The 12,858-nt window shown below is 40.8% G+C and carries 11 protein-coding genes; 4 read left to right on the top strand and 7 right to left on the bottom strand.

The window, feature by feature from the left end; translation table 11 throughout:
* Nucleotides 1–1,146 (top strand): serine alkaline protease SapB, encoded by a 1,146-nt coding sequence (locus AMR95_RS15605; protein WP_058838884.1) that lies wholly within the window; start codon nt 1–3, stop codon nt 1,144–1,146.
* A 47-nt stretch (nt 1,147–1,193) separates the two neighbouring features.
* On the opposite strand, the gene AMR95_RS15600 is transcribed toward AMR95_RS15605, so the two are convergent.
* Nucleotides 1,194–2,477 (bottom strand): M48 family metallopeptidase, encoded by a 1,284-nt coding sequence (locus AMR95_RS15600; protein ID WP_058838805.1) that lies wholly within the window; start codon nt 2,475–2,477, stop codon nt 1,194–1,196.
* Nucleotides 2,478–2,654: 177 nt separating this feature from the next.
* Between AMR95_RS15600 and AMR95_RS15595 the strand changes: the two genes are divergently transcribed.
* On the top strand, nt 2,655–3,062 hold the full coding sequence (locus AMR95_RS15595; protein ID WP_058838804.1) for a hypothetical protein: 408 nt from the start codon (nt 2,655–2,657) through the stop codon (nt 3,060–3,062).
* Between the two features lie 93 nt (nt 3,063–3,155).
* On the opposite strand, the gene AMR95_RS15590 is transcribed toward AMR95_RS15595, so the two are convergent.
* The 3 genes from AMR95_RS15590 to AMR95_RS15580 form a co-directional block, all read right to left on the bottom strand.
* A complete protein-coding gene (locus AMR95_RS15590; protein WP_058838803.1) occupies nt 3,156–4,709 on the bottom strand; it encodes a fatty acid--CoA ligase family protein in 1,554 nt (517 codons plus the stop codon).
* Nucleotides 4,710–4,881: 172 nt separating this feature from the next.
* Nucleotides 4,882–5,871: a lipoate--protein ligase gene (locus tag AMR95_RS15585; RefSeq protein ID WP_024425472.1), complete on the bottom strand. Its 990-nt coding sequence runs from the start codon at nt 5,869–5,871 to the stop codon at nt 4,882–4,884.
* A gap of 2 nt (nt 5,872–5,873) precedes the next feature.
* On the bottom strand, nt 5,874–6,617 hold the full coding sequence (locus AMR95_RS15580; protein WP_047202380.1) for an MBL fold metallo-hydrolase: 744 nt from the start codon (nt 6,615–6,617) through the stop codon (nt 5,874–5,876).
* Nucleotides 6,618–6,773: 156 nt separating this feature from the next.
* Here AMR95_RS15580 and yhfH point away from each other — a divergent pair, with 156 nt between their 5' ends.
* Both yhfH and AMR95_RS15575 read left to right on the top strand, forming a co-directional pair.
* The gene (gene yhfH / locus AMR95_RS18985; RefSeq protein WP_008359029.1) at nt 6,774–6,911 is read left to right on the top strand and encodes a protein YhfH; all 138 of its coding nucleotides are present in this window, start codon (nt 6,774–6,776) and stop codon (nt 6,909–6,911) included.
* 339 nt (nt 6,912–7,250) lie between these two features.
* A complete protein-coding gene (locus AMR95_RS15575) occupies nt 7,251–8,540 on the top strand; it encodes a cation:dicarboxylate symporter family transporter (protein ID WP_039177611.1) in 1,290 nt (429 codons plus the stop codon).
* Between the two features lie 33 nt (nt 8,541–8,573).
* On the opposite strand, the gene AMR95_RS15570 is transcribed toward AMR95_RS15575, so the two are convergent.
* The 3 genes from AMR95_RS15570 to AMR95_RS15560 form a co-directional block, all read right to left on the bottom strand.
* On the bottom strand, nt 8,574–9,623 hold the full coding sequence (locus AMR95_RS15570) for a M42 family metallopeptidase (protein WP_039177610.1): 1,050 nt from the start codon (nt 9,621–9,623) through the stop codon (nt 8,574–8,576).
* 144 nt (nt 9,624–9,767) lie between these two features.
* A complete protein-coding gene (locus AMR95_RS15565) occupies nt 9,768–12,077 on the bottom strand; it encodes a YhgE/Pip domain-containing protein (RefSeq protein ID WP_058838802.1) in 2,310 nt (769 codons plus the stop codon).
* A gap of 64 nt (nt 12,078–12,141) precedes the next feature.
* A complete protein-coding gene (locus AMR95_RS15560; RefSeq protein ID WP_047202367.1) occupies nt 12,142–12,720 on the bottom strand; it encodes a TetR/AcrR family transcriptional regulator in 579 nt (192 codons plus the stop codon).
* Nucleotides 12,721–12,858 lie beyond the last annotated feature (138 nt).

Genomic DNA, 12,858 nt, shown 5'->3' with positions numbered 1-12,858 from the left:
GTGAAAAAGAAAAATGTGATGACAAGTGTTTTATTGGCTGTCCCTCTTCTGTTTTCAGCAGGGTTTGGAGGCTCCATGGCAAATGCCGAGACGGTCTCCAAAACAGATAGTGAAAAAAGCTATATTGTTGGTTTTAAAGCCTCTGCCACCACAAACAGCTCTAAAAAACAAGCTGTCATTCAAAATGGTGGAAAACTAGAAAAACAATACCGCCTCATTAATGCTGCACAAGTGAAAATGTCCGAACAAGCCGCCAAAAAACTTGAACATGACCCTAGCATTGCTTACGTAGAAGAAGACCATAAAGCAGAAGCATATGCACAAACCGTCCCTTATGGAATCCCTCAAATCAAAGCTCCAGCTGTACACGCTCAAGGTTATAAAGGTGCTAATGTCAAAGTAGCTGTCCTTGATACTGGAATCCACGCTGCACACCCTGATTTAAATGTTGCAGGCGGTGCGAGCTTCGTCCCTTCAGAGCCAAATGCCACCCAAGACTTTCAATCACATGGAACTCACGTAGCTGGAACCATTGCTGCCCTTGATAACACAATTGGTGTACTCGGGGTCGCTCCAAGCGCTTCCCTATATGCTGTAAAAGTATTAGACCGCTATGGCGACGGACAATACAGCTGGATTATTAGCGGTATTGAATGGGCTGTAGCCAATAATATGGATGTCATCAATATGAGCTTAGGCGGACCAAGCGGTTCAACAGCGCTTAAAAATGCCGTTGATACAGCGAATAACCGTGGAGTCGTTGTTGTGGCGGCAGCAGGTAACTCTGGCTCTAGTGGCTCTAGAAGTACAGTTGGCTATCCAGCAAAATATGATTCTACAATTGCCGTTGCCAATGTAAACAGTAACAATGTCAGAAATTCATCTTCTAGCGCAGGTCCAGAATTAGATGTTTCTGCACCTGGTACTTCTATTTTAAGTACAGTACCAAGCAGCGGATACACATCTTATACTGGAACATCTATGGCGTCTCCTCATGTAGCAGGAGCAGCAGCGCTTATTCTTTCTAAAAACCCGAACCTAACAAATTCACAGGTTCGCCAGCGCTTAGAAAATACAGCGACACCGCTTGGTGACTCATTCTATTATGGAAAAGGGTTAATCAACGTTCAAGCGGCTTCTAACTAACCAAGTGTGATAAAAAAAATCCGGCTGATCCAGCCGGATTTTATTTATTACTGCTTTTTAGGCGGCTTCTCTTTTTCCGCCGCTTTTTCCATATCCATGATTCTCTCCATCATGGTTGGGTGTCCATAACGGAAAATCTTCACTAGAAACGGTGGATTCACCTGGGACAATCCTGATTTTGCAAGTTTTTGAAAAGACGTTACGCCCGCCTCCCAGTCTTTTGTCATGTTCACCGCATATTCATCGGCTGCCCGTTCTTGATGCCTTGACACTGCATTTGTAAAAGGTGAAGCTGCAAATGACAGCATCGATACGATGATTAAAAGAAGCGGAAGAGCAGCAAAGTCGTGTGACACCTTCAGACGAAATGTGGCTGCCCCTTTTTGATAAAGATAAAAATAAAGACGATCGATCGCAAATAATCCGGCCAATGACAGCACTAAATATCCGGCTAATCCAATATAAACATGTTTCATGACGTAATGTCCCATTTCATGCGCCATGATAAATAAAATTTCGCGGTCTTTCAGCTTTTGAAGTGTTGTGTCCCATAAGACAATACGCTTATTTTCACCAATTCCTGTGACATAAGCGTTCATCGTGTTCGTTTTCTCAGACATATTGACCTCATACACATGATCTGCCGGAATATGCGCTTTGTCTGCAAGCGTTAATATCTTTTTCTCAAGCGCTTGATCCTTTAGTGGATAAAAATTGTTATATAACGGATCAATGACGACCGGCTGTATAAAGAAGAGAAACAGCGTAACTGGGACTGTCAAACACCACGCATACAGCCACCAGCGTTTTCTTCTCTTTTGAATCAGCCAAAAAAACACAATTGCACAAAGGGCAAGGAGCGGATATTGAATCCAAAAATCCAGTGTTTGATCTTTCAACCAACTTGCCGTATTTTGTGCAGATACTCCGTAGTGCAAAGACAGCTGATAGCCAATCCACTTAATTGGGAATGAAATGAGCACTGTTAGAAGCGACAGCACAAACACGTACACAAGTTTGCTTAAAAACGTGAAACGAGCTGCTGCCAGGCTCCAGTCTGCTATTTTCCGTGAAAACCCTGAAATGAGCAAAAGGAAAAAGACATACCAATCTAATGGGATGTTTATGAAATACAGCAGGTTCCGAATGTTCGAGAAATTCTCGCTGATCGCAAGCTCATGACTTGTCATAAAAGTATGCGGATCTGCACTTGTCCCTTTTACACTTTCAGGTACCGATGAATCCCCCATTAGAAACAAATATGAATAAATAAAAAGACCGTACAATATGTATGCTACCGTTGCAAGAGCTACCCATTTACGTACTCGCACAGGTCAGCCTCCTTTCCATTCCTCTCTCTATTCTAATCACTCTTTTTTTCGTTTAGAACCTGTCTCATGTGGCTCCATCATAGCATGCCCCATCTGAAAAAGCTTTCGCGAAAAAAATGATTATGCGACTTAAAAATCGGAGAAGCTACATGTATAACAGTGAGTTGGAGGATCAAAATGAAGAAAATCCTTGCAGGAGTTGTGATTTTGGGACTTTTATTCATCACCTTCTTTTATGTGTTCAGCCGGACGAGCGAAATCTTTGATGAGAATAGAGCAGAAAAATTGCTGCTCTCGCCAGCGAATGAAGCCATCTCGTATGAAATAGATGATAAGGACACAGCAGAAGATCTAATTGAAGAATTAAATAAAGGCAGACAAACAAGCAATCATCTCAAGAAAAATTTAAAAAAGCCCGATTATATCGCCAAAGTGATGTTCGGACGAACAAACGGCACCACCTTTCAGCTTTGGACCGACCGATCACAAGTCGTTTTTTTAGTTGATGGAACATTTTATGAACTGAATCAAAAACAGTCGAAATCTTTTCAGAAACAGTTAAAAGAAGCCATTCAAAAGAGCTAAAATGATCTTTTTATCCCTTTGTCTTCTTTCGGCGTGAGATGCGAGGATTTGTCTACATGCTAAGGGAGCCTCCTCATCAGAGACTCCCTTTTTTTATTTACTTTCTTCTGCTTGATACTTTTCCTTTAGCGCTCTTCTTAAAATTTTACCTGTTGTGTTTTTAGGAATATCATCTATGAAATGGATCGTTTGGGGCTGCTTATATTTCGCTAAATAGCGTGAACAATGTGTAATGATGTCTTCTTGATTGATGTGAGCATGTTTCTTAGGGGAAATGTAACAGACGACTGCCTCTCCTGTGTTTGGATCTGGCACACCGATGACAACGGCTTCTGCTACAGCTTCATGTTGATAAAGTACCTCTTCTACTTCTCTTGGATACACATTATAACCGCCAACAAGAATCATATCCTTTTTCCGGTCGACAATATAAATATATCCTTCTTCATCTCTTCTTGCCAAATCGCCAGTATACAGCCAGCCGTCTCTTAGTGCAGCTTCCGTATCTTCTGGCATTTGATAATAACCTTTCATGATGTTTGGCCCTTTTGCTATCAGCTCTCCGACTTCATTTGGACCAACTTCTTCTCCTAGTTCATTCACTATTTTATTCTTCACATTCATAATGTCAGTCCCGACAGAACCTGGTTTTCTTTTTCCGTCAAGAGGATTAAATGCAGTCACTGGTGATGCCTCTGATAATCCATAACCCTCAAGGACCGTAACACCGAACTTTTTCTCAAAGCCATGAAGTAAGGCAACAGGCATCGAGGCACCGCCTGATATACAGATCCTCACAGATGCCATCGCTTTATCATGCCCCTCCTGGCGGTACAAATAGTTATACATGGTGGGCACACCAACAAATAGCGTTGGCTTCTCTTTTTCCATCATGCGCAAAAGCTCTGATGGGCTGAAATGCGGCAAGACATAAATCGTCGCACCATGAATCAACGGTGCATTCATGCAGACTGTTAAACAAAAAACATGGAACATTGGCAAAGCGGCAATGACCTTGTCCTTTTTATCAATCGATAAATACTCAGCGACATCTCTAGCATTTGAATAAAGGTTGAAATGAGTCAGCATTGCACCTTTTGGTTTTCCTGTCGTGCCAGATGTAAATAAAATAACAGCGGTATCATCTGGCTGAATGGAAGGATGTACATTCTCATTCGCAACACCTGACACAAGCTTTCCAAAGAAAACAAGTCGATCAGATACTTCCTTGAAGCTTGATCTGCACGCCGATTCATTTTCTGCACAAATGATGACTCTTTCAATGGACGGAAGCTGCTCATACACCTGCTCGTACACTGGCAGAAGCTGTTCAGGCGCCACAATACCTTTTACATCGCCTGTGATGAGCATATACCCAATTTCACTAGGTGTATATGTTGGGTTAATAGGTACTACGACAAGCCCTGCCTTTAATGCGCCAAAAAAAGAAATGACAAAATGCGGTGAATTTCCTAAAATAAGCGCGATATGATCCCCAGCTTGAAACCCTTCGTTGACTAATCCATCTGCAAAACGCTCGATACTTGTCATCAGCTCTCGATAGGTCCACTTCTTTCCTTCATAGATCAGTGCGATATTTTCTCCCTTCGTCATCGCCGTCTGCTGAAGATTTTTGATCAAATCCATTCTCCCACCCCTTACATGTCATCAATGAATGAATGACCATTCATTTTCTGGCCGAACATTCCTCCTTTCTATTATAATAGACAATCGAAAAAATCCACAAGATCAAATGTAAATCGCTTTCATTTCCTTCAATCAAAAAAGCACCGCTATCTCTAGCCGTGCTTTCACGCGATTAATAAATCAAATCAAGAAAATCCTCTTTTGATACATTGCCGAAATAGTGGCGCATATCCATATCTTCTAAGACGTCACTGATCGTTTTACGATCATATTGCTGCCCAATGAGCCGCTTCTCAATATCAGCAATATCCCCTACGCCAAAGAAATCACCAAAGATTTTGCAATCCTGGATCATCCCTTTTTTCACTTCTAATCGCAAATCAATGGAGCCTGCAGGGAATCTCTTAGAATGCTGTAAATTAAATTTCGGTGAACGGCCATAGTTCCATTCCCATTTTTGATAGCGATCTCGGGAAATCTCGTGAATCTTTTCCCAATCCTTTTCGGTCAGGCGATATTGAGGCACGTCCCCATTTGTATCAAAAATGTAGCTTAAAAGAATTTTTCTAAACTCTTCTGTTGTCATTTTTTGATCCATCAATTCACTGATATTGGCAACCCTGCTTCTAATCGATTTGATGCCTTTTGATTCAATCTTTTCTTTTTTCACATTTAAAGCCGAAACGACATGTTCAATTTCTGAATCAAATAGCAGCGTGCCATGGCTGAAAATACGTCCTCTTGTTGCAAACTGGGCATTTCCAGAAATTTTACGTCCATCTGCCATGATGTCATTTCTGCCGCTCAATTCAGCTTTAACACCTAGCTTTTCAAGCGCTTTGATGACTGGCTCTGTGAACTTCTTAAAGTTATGGAAGCTGTCCCCATCATCTTTTGTGATAAAGCTGAAGTTTAAGTTTCCTTTGTCATGGTAAACTGCACCACCGCCAGATAAGCGGCGCACGACTTTGATTCCGTTGTCTTCCACGTACTTCGTGTTGATTTCTTCTATTGTATTTTGGTTCTTTCCAATAATGATTGACGGCTGATTGATGTAAAACAGCAAATACGTTTCTTCTGGATCTAAATATTTTAAGCAATATTCTTCAATTGCCAAGTTAATCATTGGATCATAATGTTGTTCGTTATCGATAAACAGCATCTCTATCTTCCTTCCTTGTTCCATCTAAGCCCTGAATGGGCAAGCTGTATATTGCCAGTATATAACGCCTGTGCTTCATTGACTAGGTCTTTATGACGGCCAAAATGGGGCAGATGGGTGATGATGAGTTCCCCAACATTTGCTTCCTTTGCAATCTTCCCTACCTCTGTACTGTTCATATGTCCAGCACCTGATCCATCCTGTCCAGCGTAAAAATTGCTTTCGGCTATGAGCAGATCTGCTCCCTTGCTAAAAGGAATAAATGCCTCCTGATAGCTTGAGTCTGCTGTATACACGACCACAGCATCCTCTGCCTGAATTCTCATAGCATAGCATTCTGCCGGATGAACCGTTTTCAAAAAATCAATTTGAAATGGTCCAAGCTGAATCCCTTCTTCTGGCTGATAAGGCTTTGCCTTTGTATGTACATCATCAGAAAGCCGTCCAAACGCTTCTTGATCACCAGTATGTCCATAGATCGGAAGCGGGCCGCTGCTTTTTCCTAAATGATATCCCACTAGCTTCGCATATTGGAGTGGTCCGATATCTGCAATATGATCGTGGTGATAATGAGAAAGGAGAACAGCATCTAGTTCTTCTATATCAATGTATTGCTGAAGCTTTGAAAGAACACCGCTTCCGCAGTCTACAAGAAGCCTGAAGCCATTTGATTCAAAAAGGTAGCCTGATGTCGCTTCACCTGCTGCCGGAAACCCTCCATAGCATCCAATTACGGTTAATTTCATCGTCATTTTTCCCTCCTTTTCTAAAAATCCCCTTCTTACAATATACCCATTTTTCATGGAAAAAGCATTCTTCTTGCCTATTGTTACAAAACAGATTGACAATTATTAATCTGTTATAATACAATGATAGCAACAAAACGTATTGGAGGATGACAAATGCTAGGAAAAATCACAGAGTTTTTTAGAAATTTGCCTTCAAAGAAATGCACAAAATGTGGAAATGATTTAATGGAACAGCACGAGTGTTACGGTAATGAATGTGAGGAATGCTCACAAGTAAGTTATCTTAAATAAGGGAATAAATTGAATAAAAAAGCACTTTTTCCCTCCTCCGTCAGTTGGAGTCAAAAGTGCTTTTTATTTTTTCTGAAAAATAGGTAAAAAGGTAAAACCCTTGTCACAAAAGGGTTTTTTAGTATTTTTATATGATGAGTTTTAGTTCTGAAGACACTTTTTATTGACTAAAAACAATGAAGGAGGTTCTAAATGTCTATTTTTTCTAACAATTTTGTATTTTCTTAATATAATTTTATCGTGGACGAACCTCTTTAATTTTAGTTATACTTTAATTCATATATTAAAACTTAATATGATGGGAATATTCCTTTAATGAATATGTTAGGGAGGAAATCTATGAAAAAATTAAAATTTGGATTGGCTACTCAAATCCTAATCGGTCTTATTCTCGGTGTCGTTGTTGGGGCAATCTTTTTCGGTAACCCAGGAGTCGAGACATACTTAAAACCAATTGGAGACTTCTTCTTAAGACTCATTAAGATGATTGTCATACCAATTGTCGTATCCAGCTTAATTTTAGGTGTTGCAGGTGCGGGTGATGGTAAAAAAGTAGGGAAACTTGGTTTTAGAACCATTCTTTATTTTGAAATTATCACAACATTTGCGATTATCCTTGGCCTTGTCCTAGCAAACTTTGTACAGCCTGGTGCAGGCGTTGACTTTGGAAATACGGAAAAACAAGATATTAGCCAGTATGTTGAAACGGAAAAAGAGCAAAGCAGCAAATCAGTTGCTGATACGTTCCTTCATATCGTTCCAACGAACTTCTTCCAATCATTGGCGGAAGGTGATTTGCTTGCGATTATTTTCTTCACTGTGCTGTTTGCACTTGGCGTTTCAGCGATTGGGGAACGCGGTAAACCAGTGCTCGCCTTCTTCGAGGGTGTATCACATGCCATGTTCCATGTCGTTAATGTTGTGATGAAAGCTGCACCATTTGGTGTATTCGCACTCATTGGTGTGACCGTATCAAAATTTGGTCTTGAATCTCTTATTTCATTAGGTAAGCTTGTAGGTCTTGTTTATTTTGCGCTCGCTCTCTTCCTTATCGTTGTATTCGGAATTATCGGAAAGATGATTGGCGTCAATATTTTCAGATTTCTTGCTTACATGAAAGACGAAATGCTTCTTGCCTTTAGTACATCCAGCTCTGAAACAGTTTTACCAAGAGTCATGGATAAAATGGAACGCATCGGATGTCCAAAAGGAATTGTTTCGTTCGTTATCCCAATCGGTTATACGTTTAACCTGGATGGCTCCGTCTTGTATCAAGCCATTGCTGCGCTTTTCCTTGCACAGGTATATGGCATTGACCTCACGATCGTCCAGCAGCTTACACTTGTTCTTGTACTGATGGTAACATCTAAAGGAATGGCTGCCGTTCCTGGTACTTCATTTGTTGTATTACTCGCGACATTAGGAACGATCGGTGTACCTGCTGAAGGTCTTGCATTTATTGCAGGTGTGGACCGTATCATGGATATGGCACGGACTGTTGTGAACTTAACAGGAAATGCACTTGCAGCTGTTGTGATGTCTAAATGGGAAGGGCAGTATGACCCTGAAAAAGGACATCGCGTGATGACAGGACAAGAGGTACCCGAGCCAACACAGCTTTCAAGCTAATGAAAAAGAACCCCATCTATCGGGGTTCTTTTTTTATGCTGTGATTAATGGTGATTGAACATAGTGATAAAGAAGATCTGCAGTATGGACAAGTGAATCTTCATGTGTTCTTTCAAAGGCATGCGAGGAATCTATACCAGGACCAATCAGTCCATGAATGATATCATGCCCTGCTCTAATGGCTGCTGATGCATCAGAGCCGTAATAAGGGTAAATATCAAGGCGGTAATCAATGTTGTGCTCTTCTGCTAATGCAGCTAAATGCTTGCGTAATCCATAGTGATAAGGGCCGCTCGAATCCTTTACACAAATCGATACACTGTATTCATCTGTTGACTGACCGTCACCAATCGCGCCCATATCTACAGCTAGATATTCCACCGTTTCTTCTGGAATATTCGAGTTCCCGCCGTAGCCAATTTCTTCATTATTAGAAATTAAGAAGTGCGTCGTATGCGGCAATGTGATATTTTCCTTTTGAATTCTGTGGATGAGCCGCAAAAGTAGCGCCACACTTGCCTTATCATCCAGATGTCTTGATTTAATAAAACCTGAAGACGTCACTTCCACTCTCGGATCAAATGAGATAAAGTCCCCTACTTGAATGCCAAGTGCTTTGACATCGTCTGCATCTTTCACCTTTTCATCGAGACGAATCTCCATATTTTCTTGGTTTCGTTTCGCTTTTCCAGCATCCGCATAGACGTGCACGGATGTTTGATGCATAAGAATGGTCCCTGTGTATGTATGGCCTGATGCTGTTTCAATTTCACAATATTCGCCTTCAATTGAGTTATACTGAAAGCCTCCAATAAGTGCTAGACGAAGCCGTCCATTTGATTTAATTTCCTTAACCATCGCACCGAGCGTATCGACATGCGCTGTCAGCATGCGATGTTCTTTGTCATCTGTTCCTTTAATGGTGGCAATTAATCCGCCTTTTCGATTTCGTTTTGTCTCAATGTTCAAATCTTGTAAAAAACGTTCAACAAAGCCGATCACTTTTTCTGTATTTCCTGATGGACTTGGGATTGATACAAGCTTTTGAATCAGCTGAACGGTTTCATTTACTTCAGTAGTCATTCGGCATTTCCTCCTTTGTCTGAAAGCAATTCCTTCCATGTATGCCTTTTTCAGCATCTCTTCTTAAAATATATCGCTTCAGGTTCGAGATGTCTAATTTCAAATGAAAAATCCTTCCTCTATTAAAGAGAAAGGATTCATGGATTAAACTTCGTCCTGTTTCATTTTTCTTACGTTCCAAGCAAAGTATGCTGTTGTTGCCGCCATCATGATGATCGCAACTGTACCAAGGATCGCTGCTTGGTGCCATAAATAGCTGTCATCACCGCTTGCAATGATCGTTCTAAATCCGTTGATTGTATACGTCATTGGAAGCAGACTGTGAATGACTTGGAAGAATTTCGGCACAAGCTCAAGCGGGAATGTACCAGCACTTGCTGCGAGCTGAAGAACCAAGATGATAACAGCAATGAAGCGTCCTGGGTTCCCCATTGTTGTCGCCAGCAGCTGAATGATCGCTAAGAATGTCAGACTGACGATAATCGCAAAGAGATAGAAGCGCCAGAGGCTTTCCACCTCAAGACCGAGCCCAAAGATGAGCAAGGAGCTTGCAATAACTGCTTGCAGGATACCGACAAAAAAGAGCACACTATATTTGCTGAAAAACCATTCAAACGCATTTCTAGGGCGTCCAGCAGGGTCTTTCATTGGGAAGACAACGGTGAGCATGAGAGCCCCTACAAAGAGTCCCATCGATAAAATATAAGGTGTGAGTCCTGTACCATAATTATCAATCTTTTTCGCTGTATCATTTTCTGTTTTCACGGGACTCGCAATCATATTGTAATTGTCTTGACCCGCATCAATTTCTCCTGTTTCATCAGCGGCGCTTTTTAATTTATCGGACAGCTTACCTGTTCCGCTCTTTAAATCTCCCAATCCTTTATCGAGTGATTTTGAGCCTTCAGCAAGCTTAGATGTGTTGCTTTGGATATTCGTTGAACCACTTTCCAGCTTATTTAACGCTGCGCTTAGCTGGCTTGAACCATTTGCAAGCTTATCTGCACCACTTTTCGCTGTATCAAGCTTTCCATTTGCTGTTTGCAGACCATCTTGTAATTGGCCTTGACCTGTTTGAAGCTTCAGTGCACCTTGATACAATTTATTCGTACCAGATGTCATTTGATCAATCGCATTTTGTATCGCGACTGTAGATGTGTACAGCTGTTCTGTTTTCTGTGGCAGCTGTTTGACTTGCTGCAGCTGAGCTTTTGCAGAAGCAACCGCAGATTGAACCTCACTTGCATCAGGCAGTTCCTGCAAGGCCGCTAAGCTTTGTTCAAGTCCAGACAGATCAGGGAGTTCGATTTTAGGCAGACTGTCAAGCTGATCCATTGCCGCCTTTTTCTCTTCATCTGTCATTGAGCTGTTTTGGATAATGCTTTTTACTTTAGCATCTCGATTCGATAACGCTTCTTTTAATGAAGCAAGTTTTGTACTAAACGTCTTTGCGTCTTTTTTCACCTGATCGAGTTTAGGCGCCATCTTTTCAAGATTCGCTAATTCTGGTGATGACAAGACTTTTTCTACTGCTTCAATTTTTTCTGAAAAGGATTGTGCTTTGTTGTTTAGCTGCTCAATGCCTGCTGTGAATTGCGGCATTTTAGAAGCGAGCTGCTGATGGCCTTCTCGGCTTGTGTTTAACCCTTCAGTCAATGTATCAATTCCTGTACCAAGCTCTCCAAATTTCTGATCGATGGTTTGATAGCCTGTTAAGAGCTGGCCAAGTCCGCTGTCAAGAGATTGTATTCCTGTGTTCAGTTCACCCATTTTACCAGCAAACTGATGAACACCTTCGCTATAGGTTAACGTTCCTTCAGCCAATTTTGCTAAATTGTCTTTTAACTTGTTACTGCCATCTTTTGCACTTTTTGTTCCGTCATCAATTTTCTTCGCACCATCGCTTGCTTGATCTAAGCCTTTTGCAATCGTTTTGAAGTTATCAAAAATGACCTCTGCGTAATTTTTTGTGACTTCCTTTGAAACCGAATCTTTTAATTTGATAATGGCATTATTCGCAATTTGTGACGCCGCATAGTTGGCGCCTGGATTCGTATAATATTTCAGATTCGATTTTTTTGGATGTTTATCAAGGACTGTACTTGCATTTTTCGAGAAATCCTTTGGTATTTCCACGACGAGATAATAATCCTCGTTATTTAATCCCTTCACTGCCTTTTCTTCACTGTCGACAAAATTCCATTTGAAATTATCGTTTTTCTTTAATTCCTTCACTAAATCATCGCCGACATGCAGTGTTTTCCCGTCATAATGACTGCCTTCGTCCAAGTTGACCACTGCTACAGGCAATTGATCGACTGTACCATATGGATCCCAGTACGCTTTTAAAAATACGCCACTGTAAATCAGCGGAATAAATAACACAGCGAAAATCGGGATCAGTAGTTTTTTGCTCGTCACAATGTCTTTCCATTGATTCCGAATTAAATTCATTGCTGTTTTCCTCCCATAGATGAATGACTAAATTTAGAATTTGGTCATTTGAACTTAAAAAAAATTATGTTGCGGCTAAAAGTCCTTTGAGTACATAAAGCTCCAGCGACTCGGCCACCTCTTCTTTTGTTAAAGGCTCGTATCGCTTTTCCCAATCAAAAATAAGTGCAATATATAGTTTCACCATCACAAATGCAGTCAATTCAGGATCACATGGCTTAATATCGCCTTTATCAATCGCTTCTTTTACTTTCGTTTTAACATAGCGAATGATCATTTGCTCCATCTTCTCAATCATTTCCTTGACCGCTGATGTGCCAAGCTCCGCATTTTCCTGAAAGATTTTGATTGTGAGCTGGTGGTTTTTTCGAAATTCCAATATTGCAAAGAGTGCTAAATGAAGGTTTTCAGAGAAACTTTTCTCCTCATCCATTGCTTCATCTGCAATTTTCCTCATCTCTATTAAAAGGGATGTGAAAATTTCATCGAACAGCTCTTCTTTGTTTTTGAAAAAGGTATAAATGGTTCCTTTTCCGACGTTGGCCAGCTTCGCCACAAGGTCCATTGTGGTGGCTTTATACCCAAATTGAGTAAATGCCTTCGTAGCCCCGTCTAAAATCATTTGTCTCCTATCAACACTCATGATCTCACTCCCAAAATGACTATTTGAACGTTTTGGTCATTAAGTACAGAAAGTAATATACCACATCCTTTTCTCCGGATGCAACAACTTTGTTCACTTTTATGATTCACAACTCTTTTTGAATTATTCGAACACGAA

Origin of the sequence: Bacillus sp. G1(2015b) (genome assembly GCF_001482475.1) — a bacterium.
Classification (GTDB): Bacteria; Bacillota; Bacilli; order Bacillales; family Bacillaceae; genus Bacillus; species Bacillus safensis.
The sequence above is the reverse complement of the archived record's forward strand: the minus strand, read 5'-3'. Positions and strand labels throughout refer to the sequence as shown.